We start from the raw sequence: 17,652 nt of genomic DNA, 5'->3' as shown, positions 1-17,652 counted from the left end.
GCTAGCCTCCCCCGCCCAGGGGGAGCGTTCGATGGCAGCGATCATTTCGGCCGATGGCGTGGACAAGACCTTCCGCCAGCTCAAGCGTCAATCCGGCCTGGCCGGCGGGCTGCGGAGCCTGTTTTCCCGCACCTATACGGAAATCCGCGCCGTCAGCGACATCACCTTCGCCATCGAACCGGGCGAAGCTGTCGGCTATCTCGGGCCCAATGGCGCCGGCAAGTCGACCATGATCAAGATGATGACCGGCATCCTGACGCCCAGCGCCGGCGCGCTTTCGGTCCTCGGCCGTGAACCCCATACCAATCGCATGCGCAATGCCCGCGAAATCGGCGTCGTTTTCGGCCAGCGCAGCCAATTGTGGTGGGATTTGCCGGTGCGCGACAGCTTCGCGCTCAATCGCCACATCTACGACATCCCCGAAGCCCGCTTCGCCGACAACCTCGCCTTTCTCACCGAAATGCTGGATATGGGCGCCTATCTCGATCGCCCGGTGCGCCAGCTCAGCCTCGGCCAGCGCATGCGCGCCGAAATCGCGCTCGCCCTGCTGCACGATCCGAAGATCATCTTCCTCGACGAACCCACCATCGGCCTCGACGTCGTCGCCAAGGACGCGGTGCGCAAATTCCTCGCCCGGGTCAATCGCGAGCGCGGCACCACCATCATCCTCACCACCCATGACCTGGTGGACATCGAGGAGATTTGCCCCCGCCTGATCATGGTGGACGACGGCAAGCTGCTCTTCGACGGCGAACTGACCCGGCTGCGCGCCGATCTCGGCTCGCGCCGCCGCCTGACGCTGGAATTCGCCACCGATCCCGGCCCGCTGCCCCTCGCCACCGCCACGCTCAGCCGCGACGAGGGCGCCGCCAAGCATTACCTGCTCGAAGACGAGGCCATTTCCCTCATCGACGTGCTCAACGAGGTCGGGCGCGGCCATGGCCTCAAGGACGTCAAGCTGGAAGAGCCCGATATCGAGGAGGTGATCCGCACCTTTTACCAGAACAAGTCCCGGCTCGCGGGCGCCGCGTCATGAGGGCCGGCGCCTATCCCGCCTTCGCGCTCACCGCCTTCCAGTCGCGGCTGGCCTATCGCAACCAGGTCTGGGCCAGCGCCTTCGGCGAACTGGTCATTTCCTTCGCCTTCATCGCCATCTGGACCGCCGCCTTTGCCGGCCAGGTCGTGGTCGACGGCGCCACCCTGCCCGAGATGATCACCTATGTCATGATCGCCGGCCTGCTCTATTGGAACACCGACAGGCTGATCAACGATGTCGGCGAGGCCGTGCGCACCGGCGATATCACCATCTTCCTGCTCAAGCCCCTGAGCTATCCGGCCAGCCTGCTCGCCACCCATTTCGGCCATTATGTCTTCGACCAGCTCGTGGTGACGCTGCCGGTCCTGCTCATTGTCGGCTTCTCCGTCGGCCTGCTGCCGCCGGCCAGCCTCTTCCACGCCCTCATGGCCCTGCCCTTCTGGGCCCTGTCCTGGCTGATGCTCTTCACCCTGGGCGCGCTTTGCGGCCTGCTGGCCTTCTGGCTGCTCACCGCCTTCGCGCTCGAATGGTTCCTCAAGGGCATCATGGCCCTGGCCTCCGGCGCCATCGTGCCGCTCTGGTTCATGCCCGGCTGGCTGTCGGGCATCCTGGGCTATCTGCCCTTTGCCTGGGTCAGCTATTATCCCACCGCAATCTACCTGGGTAAGCTCGATCCGCCGGCAACCTTCCTCTATTTCGGCATCGGCCTTGCCTGGCTCGCCGCGCTCGGCGGCTTCCTCGCCTGGCTCTGGTCCCGGGCTCGCCATCGCCTCATCGTGCAGGGCGGGTGAGCCATGCTGCACAATATCACGCTCATTCCCCACCTGGTCCGCATGTATGTGCGCACCCGCATGGAATATCGCGGCGCCATGTTCCTGGCCTGGCTGTCGCAGGGCTTCAGCTATGGCGCCATGTACGCCACCATCGCCCTCATCATCGCGCGGTTCGACAATCTGGGCGGCTGGCAATGGCCCGACATGGCCCTGCTGCTCGCCTTTCATCTCCTGGCCTATTCCCTGGGCGCCTCCCTGAGCTTCACCCAGTTCCGCGACATCGAGGAAAAGGTGCGCCTGGGCACATTCGATGCCATTCTGGTCAAGCCGGTCGGTCCTTGGACCTTCCTGGTCTTTTCCGGCCTCAATATCGGCTATGGCGGCCATGTCATTCTCGCCACCGGCCTCATGGCATGGTCACTCACCCAGGTCGGCTTGGCCTGGTCGCCCCTGCTCGTCCTCTATTTCGTCGCTGCCCTGATCAGCGCCGCCATGCTCACCGCCGCCTTGATGACCATGATCGGCACCACCGCCCTGGTCTGGGTGCGCTCGCGGCACCTGTTCTCCATCTTTTTCGGCTTCTGGGAACTGGCGCGCTATCCGCTCAATATCTTCCCCGCGCCCCTGCAGATGCTGATGATCACCCTGGCGCCTCTGGCCTTTCTGGCCTTCGTTCCCGTGGCGGTCATTCTCGGCAAGCCCGTGCCCCTGCTCGGCGCCTGGGCGCCCCTGGCCTCGCTCGCCGCCGGCCCGCTCTGCATGCTTCTGGCAGTGTTCCATTGGCGCTGGTGCCTGCGCAATTACCAGGGGGCCGGCGGCTAGGCCGACGCAATGTTGATCGCGCCGTGCTCCCTTTGCGGGCAACCTCCGCGCCGCCCATTCGTTCGGCCCCACAGCAAATGGAGCCGCATCATGACCCAAGAAAACAACCACGTCCTGCCACCCGACCAGGCCATCGACCGCATCTGGGAACTGGCCGAAAAGATCGATATCTGCATGTTCACCACCTGGGATGGCGAGCAGCAGCGCAGCCGCCCCATGTCCGCCCGCCTGCGCCGGGAGGAGCATGCCATCTATTTCCTCACCGATCTGGAAGGCCACAAGCTCACCGAGATCGAGCAATTTCCCCATGTCTCGCTCGCCTGGGCCGATAATGGCGGCCACAAATATGCGGTCATCGCCGGCGAGGCCGAAGTGCTCAACGACCGCGCCCTGATCCGCGCGCTCTGGAGCGATTTCGACAAGGCCTGGTGGGACGATGCCGAAGATCCGCAGATCCGCCTGCTCAAGGTCACGCCCGACGAGGGCCAGCTCTGGGACAGTCCAAACCGCCTCGTCGCGGGCGCCAAGATGCTCCTCGCCGCCGCCACCGGCGCCAAGCCGGACATGGGCGACACGGCAAAAGTGCAGCTTTAGGGGTCGGGGATGAGGTCGCGTTTCGAGCTGGTTCCAGCTTGATCGGAGGATCAACGCCCCTACCAAAGTCGGGACTCGACAAGGCCCCGACTCCCCGCTACCTTCCCGCCCATGATCAACGCCGCCACCTTTTACTGGTACTTTAGCTATCCGCTCCCGGCGGAGGCTATTGCGCGCGCGTCCTGATCCTTACTGACCAGACCAAATCGCAAGCCAGCCGCCCGACTTCCGAGGCGGCTTTTTTCTTGGCCCCTCGAACCACTCCCGAGGACTAAGAAATGCTCAAATCCACCGACGACCTGCGCATCACCGAAATCAAACCGCTGACCACGCCCATCGAGGTCATGCGCACCCATCCGCGCACCGATGCCGCCACGCGCACCGTCATCTCCGCCCGCCACGCCTTCCACAATATCCTCAGCGGCCAGGACGATCGCCTGGCCGTCGTGGTCGGCCCCTGCTCCATCCACGATCCCAAGGCGGCGATGGACTACGCGAACCGTCTCGCAGCCCTGCGCGCGGAACTCGGCGATCGGCTCGAAATCATCATGCGCGTCTATTTCGAAAAGCCGCGCACCACCGTGGGCTGGAAAGGGCTGATCAACGATCCCGAGCTGGACGGCAGCTTCAACATCACCCAGGGCCTGCATACCGCCCGCGCCCTCCTGCTCGATATCAACAATCTCGGCCTGCCCGCCGCCTGCGAATTCCTCGACATGACGACGCCGCAATATATTGCCGACCTCGTCGCCTGGGCCGCCATCGGCGCCCGCACCACTGAAAGCCAGATCCACCGCGAGCTCGCCTCCGGCCTCTCCTGCCCGGTCGGCTTCAAGAACGGCACCGACGGCAACGTCAAGATCGCGCTCGATGCGGTGCTGTCCGCCGCCCATCCCCACCATTTCCTCGCCGTCACCAAGGACGGGCGCTCGGCCATCGCCGCCACCACCGGCAACCAGGACGGCCACATCATCCTGCGCGGCGGCAAGACCACCAATTACGATGCACAAAGCGTCGAGGACGCGGCCCAGGCCGCGATCAAGGCCGGCCTCAACCCCGCCATCATGATCGATGCCAGCCACGCCAATTCCTCGAAAAATCCGGAAAACCAGCCCCTGGTCCTCGCCGATATCGGCACCCAGCTCGCCAATGGCGACCAGCGCATCATCGGCGTCATGATCGAATCCAACCTGGTGGCCGGCCGCCAAGACCTGGTGCCGGGCAAGGAACTGACCTATGGCCAGTCCATCACCGATGGCTGCATCGGCTGGGACACCACCGTCACGGCCCTCCGCGCCCTGGCCGAAGCCGTCGAAAAGCGCCGCGCGGTCAACAACCAGGCCGTGGCGTAGGCGCAAGCAAGTTGGACCACACGGACAAGCCGGGTGGTGACGGATTGGCGGTAAACTCCCCGGCCCTCGTCATCGCCCGGCTTGTCCGGGCAATCCATTCCTGTTCCGCGCTCCCTTGGAGTAGGCCTCATCCTGAGCCTGTCGAAGGACGAGGTCGTGGCACCTTGACATATCGTCCTTGACCCTCCGCTCCCCTTCCTGTTCTCTCCCCCCATGAACCGCAACCCGCTTCTCCTCGTCCCCAATATCATCACCATTGCCCGCATCCTGGCGATTATCCCCATCGTCTGGCTGGTGATGGATGGCGATATCGTCCTGCGCATCGTCGCGCTGGCGCTCTATGTGCTCGCCGCCGCCAGCGATTGGGTCGATGGCTTTCTCGCCCGGGCCTGGAACCAATATTCCGATCTCGGCCGCATGCTCGATCCCATTGCCGACAAGCTGCTTGTGGGCATTCTCATCGCCGCCCTGGCCTGGGACGGGAGCCTGTCCGGCTGGGACATGATCCCCGCCTGCGCCCTCCTCTTCCGCGAATTCTTCATTCCCGGCCTGCGCGAATTCCTCGGCAACAAGGCCGTGGTGCTTCCGGTGAGCCAGCTGGCCAAGTGGAAGACCACCATCCAGCTCGTCGCCCTCGCCATCATCCTGCTCGAGCGCATCGTGCCCGGCCTGGGCCTGGTCTCCGATATCGTGCTCTGGGCCGCCGGCCTCATCACTCTGTGGACCGGCTGGACCTATCTGCGCGCCTCCTGGCCGCATCTGTCCGGTATCGGCAAATGAAGGTGCTCTATTTCGCCTGGCTGCGCGAACGGCTCAACCGCGCCAGCGACGAGATCACCCCGCCTTCCGAGATCGTGACACTGAACGACCTCGTCGCCTGGCTGCGCGCGCGGGACGAAGCGCTTGACCTGGCAATGGAAAATCCCGCCATCTTCAAGCTCTCCATCAATGCCCGCATCGTCCCCGGCGATACGCCCATTGCCGGCGCCACAGAAATCGCCATTCTCCCGCCCATGACCGGCGGCTAAAATCCCCAGAAGACCTCATGGTGAGCCTGTCGAACCACGAGGTCGGGAATGCCGCTGTTGCCACGACCTCGTCCTTCGACAGGCTCAGGATGAGGTCTACTGAAGGTGTGATGTGATCCTCGTCTCCAAATCTCCCTTCGATCCCGGCGCCGAAGCCAATCGCCTCCAGGCCGCCCATACCGAAGCCGGCGCCATGGTCACCTTTACCGGCCTCGTCCGCTCCCATCCCGACGATCCGATCACGGCCCTCATCCTCGAATGCTACGAGGACCTGGCCCGCAACGAGCTCGCCGCCATCCGCGACGCCGCCATGGCCCGCTTCGGCCTGATCGATGCCGCGATAATCCACCGCCACGGCCGCCTCGTCCCCGGCGAAACCATCATGATGGTGATGACCCTCGCCCCCCACCGCCAGGCCGCCTTCGACGGCGCCCAGTTTCTGATGGATTACCTCAAGACCGACGCCCCCTTCTGGAAACAGGAGGAAACGGCGGCGGGATTGAGATGGGTCGAGGCGAAGGCGGAGGACGGCGATGCAAAGAATAGGTGGAGCCGATAAGGCCCCCTCACCCGGCCTACGGCCGACCTCTCCCCCTAAGGAGAGGTAAGGGTTCCCACCAAAGTCGCGCAGCGACACCTCTCCCCTTGGGGGAGAGGTCGGCCGTAGGCCGGGTGAGGGGGACTTCTGCAAAAGCCCACATTTCTCCGGCGGTCGCACCGATCCCACCCCACCGCTCGTCACCCTCGGGCTTGACCCGAGGGCTCTTCACTTGAGAGATCCATCAGCAAGTACAGACGATCTGCTTTGTGGATGCATCGAAAAATAAAAAGGCCGGGGGCAAACCCCGGCCTCTCAAACCAATTCCAGCGAAAACCTATTCCGCCGCTGCCCGCTTCGGCTGCACCGCGGCCGAATAGGCATCGATCAGCGTCCGGCAGCCTTCGCCGGGGGTGAACTTGTAGTCGCCGATCAGCGATACCGGCGTCACTTCCGCGGCGGTGCCGGTGAGGAAGCATTCGTCGAACTGGCTCAGCTCCTCGGGCATGATATGCCGCTCGGTGACGGTGAAGCCGTTTTCCTTGGCCAGCGCGATCAGCGTCTGGCGGGTAATGCCGTTGAGGAAGCAATCGGGCGTCGGGGTGGTGATCTCCTTGCCCTTGATGAAGAACACGTTGGCGCCCGTGGCTTCCGCCACATAGCCGCGATAGTCCAGCATCAGAGCGTCGGCATAGCCATTGGCCATGGCCGCGTCCTTGGAGAGCGTGCAGATCATGTAAAGGCCCGCCGCCTTGGCCGAGGACGGAATCGTCTCGGGGCTCGGGCGCTTCCACTTGCTCCATTCGAGGCGAATGCCCTTGAGCTTCTCCTCCACCGAGAAATAGCTCGGCCACACCCAGGCGGCGATGGCCACATGCACCTTGTTGTTGCGCGCCGGCACGGAAAGCTCTTCCGAGCCGCGCCAGGCCACGGGGCGCACATAGGCGTCCACCAGCCCGTTCTTGTCGAGCACCAGACGCTTGGCCGCCTCGATTTCGTCGACCGAATAGGGGAAAGGCATGTCCAGCGTCGCGGCGGAGCGGATCAGCCGCTCGGTGTGCTCGCGCGACTTGAAAATTTCCCCGCCATAGGCGCGCTCGCCCTCGAATACGGAACTGGCGTAATGCAGCCCGTGCGTCAGCACGTGCACCTTAGCCTCCTTCCAGGGTTTGAGTTCGCCATCAAACCAGATCCAGCCATCGCGCTGGTCCATCGGCAGGCCTGCCATTGTTCCTCTCCAAAATCGGTCTTCACCGCGCCTTCGCGCTCGTCGTTCCTCACGATCATGCATCAGGGTCAAACCCTTGGCAAACCGGAATGTCTTTGGGATAAGACGAAACGAATGCGGCGATGGAGTCACTATGTCAGCGGATCGAAAAAATGTCAACAAGACTGACATAAATTCTTCGCTCGCCGAACACGCTCACCTGCCCCTCGATATCATGGGGCTTTTTTTCTTTGCCTATCGGGACTTCACCGGCGATGCCGATGCGCTGCTCGAGCGCCAGGGCTTCGGCCGTGCCCATCACCGCGTGCTCTATTTCGTCAATCTCAAGCCCGGCATGCCGGTGGCCGACCTGCTCGATATCCTCAAGATCACCAAGCAGAGCCTGGCCCGCGTGCTGCGCCAATTGATCGATCACGGCTATGTCGAACAGCGCACTGGCGCCGCCGACCGGCGGCAGCGCCTGCTCTATGCCACCGACAAGGGCCGGCATTTCTTCGGCGAATTGTCGGCCAACCAGGCCACCCGCATCGACGCCTCCATCGCCGCCCTGCCCGCCGGGGCCGCCACCGAAGTCCGCCGCTTCCTCGTCGGCATGGTCGACCCCGAAGATCGCCCCACGCTTGATCGGCTGCGGCTGACCGACAAAATCTAGGTCATATGGGTACTGACGAATTACCGGCTTCATCGCCCCCTCTCCCCTCAGGGGAGAGGGTTGGGGTGAGGGGTGAAGGCCTCACAGCAAGGCCTCGGTAATGAACCCCTCATCCGGCCCTCCGGGCCACCTTCTCCCCTCAGGGGAGAAGGAAAGGAGGCAGTACCTACCCCTGCCCCAATTCCGCACTGCGCCGGCGCGCGGCCGCCACCGCCCGTTCCATCAGCGGCGCCAATCCGTCGGCACCCATCAGCACCTCCAGCGCCGCCGCCGTGGTGCCATTGGGCGAGGTCACGTTCTGCCGCAGCACGCTGGCCGGCGTCGGATCGGCCTCCATCAGCGCCGCCGCCCCGATCACGGTCTGGCGCGCCAATTGCATCGCCACATGTTCGGCAAGGCCCTGCGCCACGCCCGCCGCGGCCATGGCCTCCACCAGGTTGAACACATAGGCCGGGCCCGAGCCCGAAACCGCCGTCACCGCATCGAGATCATCTTCCCGGTCGAACCAGGCCACCTGGCCCGCCGCCGCCAGCAGCGCATCGGCCGCCGCGCGATCCTTGGGCTCGATATCGGGCCCGGCCACAGCCCCGGTAATGCCCTTGCCGATCTGGGCCGGCGTATTTGGCATGGTGCGCACCACCCGTCCCGTGCCCGTGCCAGCCGTCAGGCGCGCGATGGAAATGCCCGCGGCGATGGACAGAACCAGGGTCTGCGGCCCGATGACGGGCGCCAATCCTTCCATCACCGGCCCGATGATCTGCGGCTTCACCGCCAGCACCAGCACATTGGGCTCGAGCCCGCTGGCCGCGCCATGGATCACCAGGCCATAATCCTCGGCCAGCGCCTTTGCCGCCTCGCCCGGCGCCGGATCAACCAGCACCAGATTGGTCGGCGGCAGTCCGGCATCCAGCCAGCCCTGCGCCATGGCCAGCCCCATCTGGCCGGCGCCCACCAGCATGACCGGGCCGATTGCAGCAAGATTCGTCATTTGGGCATGTCTCCTGATGGCAGGTTCGGCAGCAATCGGGCAGAACCCTTGGGGATCGTCACCACCCGGTTCATCCGGGTGGTCCATGCGATGCTGCATCAAAATGGATTGCCCGGACAAGCCGGGCAATGACGATAAACGGATAGCGGTGAATATGAACGCTAGGCCTCGCCCACCGTTTCGAACATGACGTGGCTCAGCGCGTCGGCGGCCGATTTGCCGGCCCAGACCACGAACTGGAACGCCTGGTAATAGAGATCGCAGCTATCGGAAGCCGAGCGCAGCAGCGCCTCGCATTGCTGCGGCGACACGTCGGCGCCGCCGGTCAGCAGGTGCGAATTTCGGAACAGCACCACGCCTTCCTTGTGCCAGATATCGAAATGGCCGATCCACAATTGCTCGTTGATCAGGCTGATCAATTGTTTGATTTCGGCACGCCGGCCCTCGGGCACCTTGAGGTCGAAGGCACAGGCGATATGCAGGCTTTCGAGATCTTCCATCCAATTGAACGACACATGATAGTCGCTCCAGCCGCCCCGCACGGAAATGGAAATCTCGTCGGCGTCCTGCCGCTCGAAGGTCCAGTCATTGATCGAAGCGATATGCTCGACGAGGTCCACGGGGTGGGACGTCCGGTCGGGCTCGAATTCAATCAGGGACATGAAGGTCCGTCCTGGCTAGGATTTGGTCGTCTCGGCCCTTTCGGACCGGCACTCACGCATACGCTGGAAGGAACAAAGCCCGCAAAAGCGGCGTCGAATCGTCCTCCTGAAACAAACCTACACTGCGTCACTGATTCAGGGGACGCGGGCCGCCAGGAGAGCGGCATTCTCTTGTGGATGATGATCAGGCCGGCAAGGTTAACGAACCGTTAAAACCCCGGCCATCAGGGCGCTTCCGGCGGCAAGGAAGTGTTAATAAGTACAGGCGACGGACCGATAGGTCCAAGCGCGCCATCCCCCCTCCCCGCAAGGGGAGGGTGCCATCAGTGGATGACTGAAATACCCCACCCACGGATCGTCACCCTCGGGCCCGACCCGAGGGCGTTTGCGATGACCCCAAAAACAAAGAACCCTCGGGTCAAGCCCGAGGGTGACGATCCGCGATAGAAATGTGTCCGTTCGCTCAGGCAAGGCGAACCTACTTCGCCTTCGCCCCGTCGCGCAAAGCCGCGAGTTCCTTGCGCAAGGCGTCGATTTCCTCGCCCTGCACCTGCACCAGTTCGCGCAGCGCGTCGAAATCCTCGCGCTTGACCAGGTCCATGTCGTTGACGATCCGCTGCGCCTGCGACTTGACCACGGTTTCCACTTCCCGCCGCACGCCGTCGGCCATTCCGGCCGCTTCGTTCATCACCCGGCCCAGCCCGTCGAAGATGCGATTGTTCTGGTTCATGGCCCTGTCCGTTCCGCAAGATTTGCTACTGCCAGATATGTAAGGCAGGCGGGCCAGGATGACCAGTGCGGCTTATCGTGGCGGCCCACTCAGTAATTCGCGCCGCCGGCGATTTCGCGCAGCTCCAGGATCATGTCCTTTATGCCGTTGTCGATATGCATCTGCATGAACTCCCCGGCCAGCCGGGTGGCGGCTTCCAGATCGGGCGCCTCGAACACCGCATAGCCGCCCAATACTTCCTTGGCTTCGGCGAAGGGACCGTCGGTGATGGCGATCACGCCGCTCGCGCCTATCAGGCGCTTGCCTTCGGCGGCGGGCTTGAGGCCGCCGGTGGAGATCAGCGTTCCTTCCTTGAGGCTCTTCTCCATCCATGGACCCATCGCGTCCATCAAGCCTTGGGACACATCTTCCGGCTTGAGGTCGGCGGGTGGGATGATGGACATGAAATAGCGCATGAGACTTCTCCTGGATGGTGATGCGATCCTCGCATCCATACGACGATCGACCCTGTCGAAGTTCGACAAGGCGAGCTCGGATATTTCAATTTCGCCGCCGCGTCCGGCCCTATCGGCGCCACCATGCTTCCGCAATTGCGCTCCAGACACGCCTGGTGCAGCCTTGACCAGCGCATTGTGAAGGAGTCGCCCCGCTTGTTCCCCTGGATATCCGATGCTCTCTCGGCGACGATCGGCGCCTTCCGCCTGCTGCGTTCCGATATGCTGCTGATCGCCCTGGGCGCCTGCACCGGCTTCCTGCTGACCGTCCTCGGCATTCCGCGCATCGCCGGCCTGCTCCCGCGGGACCGGGGCCGCGCCTTTGCCATCGATGCCGACAAAAGCGTCGGCAAGCCCATGGGCGCCGGCTTTTTCTTCGTCTGCGTCTTTGCGCTGGCGGTCTTTCTCTTCGTCCCCTGGCGGCTCGACATCCTGCTCTTTCTCGGCATCGTCCTGCTCGCCTCGGCGGTCGGGCTGGTCGATGACGCCACGGGCGGCCTGTCGGAATACAAGCTGGCCCTGTTCGATCTTCTCGCCGCCGGCCTTGCCGCCTGGCTCTTGATGAGCGGCGGCGAACCCATCGAACTCTGGCTTCCCCTGGTCAGCGGCTCCTTCTTCCTGCCGCCCTTCGCCACCTTCCTGCTCTTTGCCGGCGTGATCTGGATTTCGATCAACGCCACCAATTGCAGCGACGGGGTGGATGGGCTTTCGGGCAGCCTCAGCGTCGTTTCCCTCGTCTTCCTCGCCTTCCTGCTCTATGGCGTGGTGGGCGACGAGGCGACGGCGACCTATCTGCTCATTCCCTTCGATCCACGCAGCGGCATGTGGGCGAGCCTGGCCATCATCATGGTCGGGTGCGTCGCCGGCTATCTCTGGCACAATGCGCCGCCCAGCACGGTGCTGATGGGCGATGCCGGCTCCCGCCCGCTCGGCCTGCTGCTGGGCGTACTGGTCTGCGCCAGCCACAATGTCTTCCTCATCGTCATCGTCGGCTTCGTCATCCTCGCCAATGGCGCGACGGGCATCGCCAAGGTCGCCCTCAAGCGCTTCTTCCGCATCCTGGTTTTCGGGCGCATCCGCTTCCCCCTGCACGATCATTTCCGCAAGGAAGTGGGCTGGACCGGCTCGCAGGTGCTGATGCGCTTCGTCATCGCCCATCTCATCCTCTCGGCCCTGCTCTATGCGCTGCTGCTCAAGGTGCGGTGACGCCGCCCCACACGCCCAATTGTAAAACTGCCTCTTGCGAGCGACCCCGCCCTGACGCTACGGCTGGCGGAACGCTACATTGGCCGAACCGGCAAAAGGACAGACCTTGCCCTTCCCCAATATCGATCCCATCGCCATTGCCATCGGCCCCATCGCCATCCGCTGGTATGCCCTGGCCTATCTTTTCGGCGTGCTGCTCGGCGCGGCCTATGGCTATCTGCTGCTGCGCAACGAGCGGCTCTGGCACCGCGGCGCGCCACCCTTTGCGGCCAAGGACATCTGGGATTTCGTCTTCTGGGCCATGCTCGCCATCGTCATCGGCGGCCGCGTTGGCTATGTGCTGTTCTATAACCTGCCCTATTACCTCGCCAATCCGGGCCAGATCATCAACACGCTCGATGGCGGCATGTCCTATCATGGCGGCATGCTCGGCCTGATGCTGGCCGCCATTCTCTTCACCCGCTCCAAGGGCGGCAATTGGCTCTCGAGCCTCGACCTGCTCGGCGCCGTCGCCACCATCGGCATCTTCCTCGGCCGCCTCGCCAATTTCATCAATGCCGAGCTTTATGGCGCGCCCACCGATGCGCCCTGGGGCGTGGTCTTCCCCACCGATCCCCTGCAGGTCGCCCGCCATCCGAGCCAGCTCTACGAAGCCCTGCTCGAAGGGCTGCTGCTCTTCCTCGTCATCCGCACCGCCACCCATGTCTTCTACGCGCTGCGCAAGCCGGGCCTCGTCGCCGGCATCTTCGCCATCGGCTATTCCCTCTCGCGCATCGCGGTGGAATTCGTCCGCCTGCCCGACGAGCAGCTCGGCTACCTCTATTTCGGCTGGGTCACCATGGGCCAGGTTCTGAGCCTGCCGATCCTGGTCGGCGGCCTCGTCCTGGTCGCCTATGCGCTTTCGCGCCGCGACAACCCCTTGCGACCGTGAACGTCAACACTCTGCCAGCCAATTGCCCGGAAGTGAGACTCTCAACGTGAACAATGTGCTGACATTAGAGCAGCAGATCGACATGCAGATCCGCGCCGGCGGCCCCATGTCCGTCGCCACCTATATGGGTCTCTGCCTCACCCATCCGTCCAAGGGCTATTACCGGGCCCGCGAGCCTATCGGCAGCAAGGGCGATTTCATCACCGCGCCGGAAATTTCCCAGATGTTCGGGGAGCTTATCGGCTTCTGGCTGGTCAATCTCTGGCAGCAGATGAGCGAGCCGAAAGCCTTTACCCTGCTCGAACTCGGCCCCGGCCGCGGCACGCTCATGGCCGATATCCTGCGCGTCGCCTGCCGCGCCCCCGGCTTCCGCGACGCCCTGCATCTGCGCCTGTTCGAAACCAGCCCGCCCCTCATGGCCGAACAACAGGCCCGGCTGGAAGCCTATGAACCTAAATGGTTGCAGAACTTCGAGAATTTCGACGAGGGCCCGGTTCTGGTCGTCGCCAATGAATTCTTCGACGCCCTGCCCATCCGCCAATTCATCCGCAAGCCCGATGGCTGGCACGAGCGCCAGGTCGGCCTGGTGGACGGCAAGCGCGCCTTCGGCCTCTCGCCCACCCCGATCCCGGCGGAAGCCATGCCGGAAGCCGTGTCCGACGCCGAATTCGACACCATGCTGGAAGTCTGCTTCGGCGCCGCCGAAGTGACGTCGCAACTGGCAAAGGTCATTGCCGGGCACGGCGGCAGCCTGCTCGCCATCGATTACGGCTATGCCGCCACCCGGACCGGCGACACCCTGCAGGGCGTGCGCAACCATGCCTATGCCGACGTGCTCGAGGCACCGGGTGAGACCGACATTTCCGCTCATGTCGATTTCGGCGCCCTGGCCAATGTGGCGCGCAAAGCCGGTCTCGCCACCCAGCCGCTCGCCACGCAGGGCGAATTCCTGACCCGGCTGGGCATAGGCGAACGCGCCGCCGCGCTTGCCCGCGCCAATCCCGGCTCCGCCGCCGACATCGAGGCGGCCCGGGCCCGGCTGGTCAATACCGACCAAATGGGCAATCTTTTCAAGGTCTTCTGCGCCCACAGCCCCGGGCTGATGCCGCCGGGATTCATCTCATGACCCCGTTCGAGACGGCCGCGAATCTGCGCACCATCCCGAAAGTCCGCCACGGCTTTTTCGGCCGCCGGGGCGGATATTCGACGGATGACTTTGCCGGCCTCAACGTCTCCTGGTCGGTCGGCGACGATGCCGAAATCGTCGAGCGGAACCGGGATCTGGTCAAATCCGCCATCGGGGCGGGTCCGCTCGTCATCCTCCGGCAGGTCCATTCCGCCCGGGTCGAAACCATAAGAGAACCGGTCGAGGCCTCCGCCATCGAGGCCGACGCCATCGTTACGGCCACACCTGGCCTCGCCCTCGCCATTCTCACCGCCGACTGCACCCCGATCCTCCTGGCCGATCCCGAAACCGGCATTGTCGGCGCCGCCCATGCCGGATGGCGCGGCGCTGTCGACGGCATTATCGGCAATGTCGTCTCCGCCATGGAAAGACTGGGTGCCGATCCCGCCCGCATCCTTGCCGCCTATGGGCCCACCATTCATGCGCCCAATTACGAGGTCGGGGATAAGTTCAGGGCCGATTTTCTTGCCCTGCACCCGGGCGGCACGCATCATTTCCACGTTCCGGCAGGCGGCCAGGCCCATTTCGACCTGCCCGGGTTCGTCGAAGCGCAGCTTCGCGCTGCCGGCATAGCCAGCATCGAGCGCGTCGGCGGCTGCACCTATGCCCATCCCGACCGCTATTTCTCCCACCGCTATGCCACCCATCAGGGCACCAGAACCGGTCGTCAGATCGCTGTCATCGGGATGACACAGGTTTAATTTACCGCTTCGCCCAAAGTGGCGTTGCGAGTCTCGGAACTTGCCGCTAAAGCTGCCCGCGAAACTGGTTGGTCCTCCCCCCTGGACCGGTTGAGACAGGATCGCGACATGAAGCTGGTGACCGGCAACTCCAACCGTCCGCTGGCGCAGGCCGTCGCCAGCTATCTCGAACTTCCGCTGACCGATTGCACCGTCAAGCGCTTCGCCGACAACGAAGTCTATGTCGAGGTGCAGGAAAATGTGCGCGGCGAGGATGTGTTCATCCTCCAGTCCACCAGCTTCCCGGCCAATGACAACCTGATGGAGCTGCTGATCATCGCCGATGCGCTGCGCCGCTCCTCGGCGCGCCGCATCACCGCCGTGCTCCCCTATTTCGGCTATGCCCGCCAGGATCGAAAATCGGCCCCGCGCACGCCGATCTCGGCCAAGCTGGTCTCCAACCTGATCACCGAAGCCGGCGCCAATCGCGTGCTGACGCTCGACCTGCACGCCGCCCAGATCCAGGGCTTTTTCGATATTCCCACTGACAACCTGACCGCCGCGCCGGTCATGGTGCGGGACATCAAGGACAATTACGACGTCAAGAACGTCATGGTCGTCTCCCCCGACGTCGGCGGCGTGGTGCGCGCCCGCAATGTCGCCAGCCGCATCGGCGCCAGCCTCGCCATCGTTGACAAGCGCCGCCCCCGCGCCGGCGTCTCCGAAGTCATGAACATCATCGGCGATGTCGAGGGGCAGACCTGCATTCTCATCGACGATATCGTCGATTCCGGCGGTACCCTGGTCAATGCCGCCGAAGCCCTGCTCAAGGCCGGCGCCAAGGAAGTTTCAGCCTATATCACCCATGGCGTGCTCTCGGGCACGGCCTCGGAACGCATCGCGGCCAGCAAGCTCAAGGAATTGGTGGTCACCGATTCCATCCTCGACACCGAGGCCACCCGCGCCGCCGCTAATATCCGCCGCATGACCATCGCTCCCCTGATCGGGGAAGCCGTGGCCCGCACCGCCAGCGAACAGAGCGTGTCGAGCCTGTTCGACTGAAATCGGAATAGTCCGCTTTCTACACCTGAAACGCGGATTATTCCTTGCCCAAGTCACCAGACTTCCTCTATATCCGCCGCCATGAAGCGCTCGTCACCCCTGGAGGACGGGCGCGTATGTTGTTGTAGGAACGACATACACCAACCCAGAATGGATGATTTCCATGGCTGCCAATAAAGTGCTCAAGGCACAGGCGCGTGAGGGAGTGGGCAAGGGGGCCGCTCGCGAAGTGCGTCGTCAGGGACGTGTTCCCGCCGTTATCTATGGTGACAAGAAGCCCCCCGTCACCGTTTCCGTCGAATTCAAGGACGCCCTGAAGTTCATCTATGCCGGTGGCTTCAAGTCGCACATCCTCGATCTGGATGTCGACGGCACCGTGCATCAGGTGATCCCGCGCGACTATCAGCTCGACGTGGTCAAGGACCAGCCGATCCATATCGACTTCCTGCGCGTCTCGGGCAATTCCACCCTTCATGTCGAAGTCCACGTGAACTTCATCAATGAAGACAAGAGCCCCGGCCTCAAGCGCGGCGGCACGCTCAATGTCGTGCGCCACACCGTGGAGCTGATCGCTCCGGCCAACAAGATCCCCGAGGAAATCACCGTCGACCTGTCGGGCACCGATATCGGCGATTCGCTCCACATCTCGGCCGTCACCCTGCCCAAGGGCGTCAAGGCCGCCATCACCGACCGCGATTTCACCATCGCGACCGTGGTTGCGCCGTCGGGCCTCAAGTCCGCCGAAGCCGCCGAAGGTGAGCCCGAGGCTGCCGCCGAAGAGGAATAATCCTTTCGGCACCGCGAAAGCGTTTCGAGGCGGCCGCATGGCCGCCTCACTCATTTGCAAGGGTCCGATCCATGAAACTGCTTGTCGGTCTCGGCAATCCCGGCGCCCAATATGCCGGCAACCGCCACAATATCGGCTTCATGGCCGTCGACGCCATCGCCGCCGCCCATGGCATTTCCGGCTGGAAATCCAAGCATGCCGGCCTTCTGGCCGAGGGCAGCATCGGGGGCGAACGCGTGCTGCTGCTCAAGCCGCAGACCTTCATGAACAAGTCCGGCGACAGCGTGCAGCAGGTCACCCGCTTCTTCAAGATCCCCCCCGGCGACGTCGTCGTCTTCTACGACGAGCTCGACCTGGCGCCCGGCAAGGTGCGCGTCAAGACCGGCGGCGGCAATGGCGGCCATAACGGCCTGCGCTCCATCGATCCGCAGATCGGCCTCGACTACAAACGCGTGCGGCTGGGCATCGGCCATCCGGGCAAGGAATTCGTCACGCCCCATGTGCTGGGCGATTTCGCCAAGGCCGACAAGGCCTGGCTCGATCCGCTGCTGGCTGAAATCGGCCGCCAGGCGCCGCTGCTGCTCAAGGGCGACGATGCCGGCTTCATGAACAAGCTGGCCTTGGCCGCGAAGGGAACGGACGCGCCCGGGCCGGCCCCCGCCCCCAAGGCCCAGAGCCATATCCGCCAGGCGCGCGCCGGCAAGCCGCAGGTCGAACTGCCGAAATCCGGCCCGATGGCCGACATGCTGAGCAAGCTCTTCGGCAAGGGCGAATAGACGCGCCGAAGCGCCGCCTCTCCCGTGCGGGATATCGGTTTCACGGTAACGAACGGCCATTGGCCCTATCGAAACACAACAGAACGAGCCAATGGCCGTTCGTCACGAAACCGGATTTTCCCACGGG

At 63.9% G+C, this 17,652-nt stretch carries 21 protein-coding genes; 16 read left to right on the top strand and 5 right to left on the bottom strand.

The genetic code is table 11. The annotated features are described in order from the left end of the window. The first annotated feature begins 31 nt into the window (after positions 1-31). The 8 genes from A3840_RS16420 (at position 32) to A3840_RS16385 (ending at position 6,164) form a co-directional block, all read left to right on the top strand. Entirely contained in the window at positions 32-1,036 is a 1,005-nt protein-coding gene (locus A3840_RS16420; protein WP_067459352.1) for an ABC transporter ATP-binding protein, read from the top strand. Beyond that, a complete protein-coding gene (locus A3840_RS16415; protein WP_067459349.1) occupies positions 1,033-1,827 on the top strand; it encodes an ABC transporter permease in 795 nt (264 codons plus the stop codon). The genes A3840_RS16420 and A3840_RS16415 overlap by 4 nt, the downstream gene beginning before the upstream one ends. A 3-nt stretch (positions 1,828-1,830) precedes the next feature. Beyond that, complete coding sequence (locus A3840_RS16410; RefSeq protein ID WP_067459345.1) at positions 1,831-2,631, top strand: ABC transporter permease; 801 nt, start codon at positions 1,831-1,833, stop codon at positions 2,629-2,631. A gap of 90 nt (positions 2,632-2,721) precedes the next feature. Next, positions 2,722-3,225 (top strand): pyridoxamine 5'-phosphate oxidase family protein, encoded by a 504-nt coding sequence (locus tag A3840_RS16405; RefSeq protein WP_067459342.1) that lies wholly within the window; start codon positions 2,722-2,724, stop codon positions 3,223-3,225. 278 nt (positions 3,226-3,503) lie between these two features. Next, complete coding sequence (locus A3840_RS16400) at positions 3,504-4,577, top strand: 3-deoxy-7-phosphoheptulonate synthase (RefSeq protein WP_067459339.1); 1,074 nt, start codon at positions 3,504-3,506, stop codon at positions 4,575-4,577. A gap of 213 nt (positions 4,578-4,790) precedes the next feature. Beyond that, on the top strand, positions 4,791-5,357 hold the full coding sequence (gene pgsA, locus A3840_RS16395) for a CDP-diacylglycerol--glycerol-3-phosphate 3-phosphatidyltransferase (protein ID WP_067459336.1): 567 nt from the start codon (positions 4,791-4,793) through the stop codon (positions 5,355-5,357). Continuing rightward, on the top strand, positions 5,354-5,605 hold the full coding sequence (locus A3840_RS16390) for a MoaD/ThiS family protein (RefSeq protein WP_067459333.1): 252 nt from the start codon (positions 5,354-5,356) through the stop codon (positions 5,603-5,605). The genes pgsA and A3840_RS16390 overlap by 4 nt, the downstream gene beginning before the upstream one ends. Before the next feature lie 112 nt (positions 5,606-5,717). Beyond that, entirely contained in the window at positions 5,718-6,164 is a 447-nt protein-coding gene (locus A3840_RS16385; RefSeq protein ID WP_067459330.1) for a molybdenum cofactor biosynthesis protein MoaE, read from the top strand. A 316-nt stretch (positions 6,165-6,480) separates the two neighbouring features. Here the strand turns inward: A3840_RS16385 and A3840_RS16380 are convergent, their stop codons facing one another. Beyond that, positions 6,481-7,371, bottom strand: coding sequence for a branched-chain amino acid aminotransferase (locus A3840_RS16380; protein WP_067459327.1), 891 nt, complete (start codon positions 7,369-7,371; stop codon positions 6,481-6,483). Between the two features lie 214 nt (positions 7,372-7,585). Between A3840_RS16380 and A3840_RS16375 the strand changes: the two genes are divergently transcribed. Next, entirely contained in the window at positions 7,586-8,023 is a 438-nt protein-coding gene (locus A3840_RS16375; protein WP_067459396.1) for a MarR family winged helix-turn-helix transcriptional regulator, read from the top strand. Between the two features lie 166 nt (positions 8,024-8,189). Here A3840_RS16375 and proC read toward each other — a convergent pair whose 3' ends face one another. From proC to A3840_RS16355, 4 genes are all read right to left on the bottom strand, one after another. Continuing rightward, complete coding sequence (gene proC / locus A3840_RS16370) at positions 8,190-9,011, bottom strand: pyrroline-5-carboxylate reductase (RefSeq protein WP_067459324.1); 822 nt, start codon at positions 9,009-9,011, stop codon at positions 8,190-8,192. Between the two features lie 161 nt (positions 9,012-9,172). Next, positions 9,173-9,673 (bottom strand): type III secretion system chaperone family protein, encoded by a 501-nt coding sequence (locus A3840_RS16365; RefSeq protein WP_067459320.1) that lies wholly within the window; start codon positions 9,671-9,673, stop codon positions 9,173-9,175. Between the two features lie 478 nt (positions 9,674-10,151). Then, the gene (locus A3840_RS16360; RefSeq protein WP_067459317.1) at positions 10,152-10,403 is read right to left on the bottom strand and encodes an accessory factor UbiK family protein; all 252 of its coding nucleotides are present in this window, start codon (positions 10,401-10,403) and stop codon (positions 10,152-10,154) included. An 89-nt stretch (positions 10,404-10,492) separates the two neighbouring features. Then, a complete protein-coding gene (locus tag A3840_RS16355; protein WP_067459314.1) occupies positions 10,493-10,858 on the bottom strand; it encodes a YciI family protein in 366 nt (121 codons plus the stop codon). Between the two features lie 195 nt (positions 10,859-11,053). Between A3840_RS16355 and A3840_RS16350 the strand changes: the two genes are divergently transcribed. The 7 genes from A3840_RS16350 (at position 11,054) to pth (ending at position 17,525) form a co-directional block, all read left to right on the top strand. Continuing rightward, the gene (locus A3840_RS16350; protein ID WP_067459311.1) at positions 11,054-12,103 is read left to right on the top strand and encodes an MraY family glycosyltransferase; all 1,050 of its coding nucleotides are present in this window, start codon (positions 11,054-11,056) and stop codon (positions 12,101-12,103) included. 79 nt (positions 12,104-12,182) lie between these two features. Next, positions 12,183-13,034: a prolipoprotein diacylglyceryl transferase gene (lgt, locus tag A3840_RS16345; RefSeq protein WP_067459308.1), complete on the top strand. Its 852-nt coding sequence runs from the start codon at positions 12,183-12,185 to the stop codon at positions 13,032-13,034. A gap of 46 nt (positions 13,035-13,080) precedes the next feature. Beyond that, a complete protein-coding gene (locus tag A3840_RS16340; RefSeq protein ID WP_245676653.1) occupies positions 13,081-14,160 on the top strand; it encodes a class I SAM-dependent methyltransferase in 1,080 nt (359 codons plus the stop codon). Next, the gene (pgeF, locus tag A3840_RS16335) at positions 14,157-14,921 is read left to right on the top strand and encodes a peptidoglycan editing factor PgeF (protein ID WP_067459305.1); all 765 of its coding nucleotides are present in this window, start codon (positions 14,157-14,159) and stop codon (positions 14,919-14,921) included. The genes A3840_RS16340 and pgeF overlap by 4 nt, the downstream gene beginning before the upstream one ends. A 108-nt stretch (positions 14,922-15,029) precedes the next feature. Next, the gene (locus A3840_RS16330) at positions 15,030-15,962 is read left to right on the top strand and encodes a ribose-phosphate pyrophosphokinase (protein ID WP_067459302.1); all 933 of its coding nucleotides are present in this window, start codon (positions 15,030-15,032) and stop codon (positions 15,960-15,962) included. 163 nt (positions 15,963-16,125) lie between these two features. Continuing rightward, positions 16,126-16,749: a 50S ribosomal protein L25/general stress protein Ctc gene (locus tag A3840_RS16325; protein ID WP_067459390.1), complete on the top strand. Its 624-nt coding sequence runs from the start codon at positions 16,126-16,128 to the stop codon at positions 16,747-16,749. Positions 16,750-16,820: 71 nt separating this feature from the next. Further along, positions 16,821-17,525, top strand: a complete 705-nt coding sequence (gene pth / locus A3840_RS16320) for an aminoacyl-tRNA hydrolase (protein WP_067459299.1) — start codon at positions 16,821-16,823, stop codon at positions 17,523-17,525. Positions 17,526-17,652: the final 127 nt, after the last annotated feature.

The sequence above is a fragment of the Devosia elaeis genome (assembly GCF_001650025.1).
GTDB lineage: Bacteria > Pseudomonadota > Alphaproteobacteria > Rhizobiales > Devosiaceae > Devosia > Devosia elaeis.
Note: the sequence above shows the minus strand (reverse complement) of the source record. Positions and strands in the feature narration are given on the sequence as shown.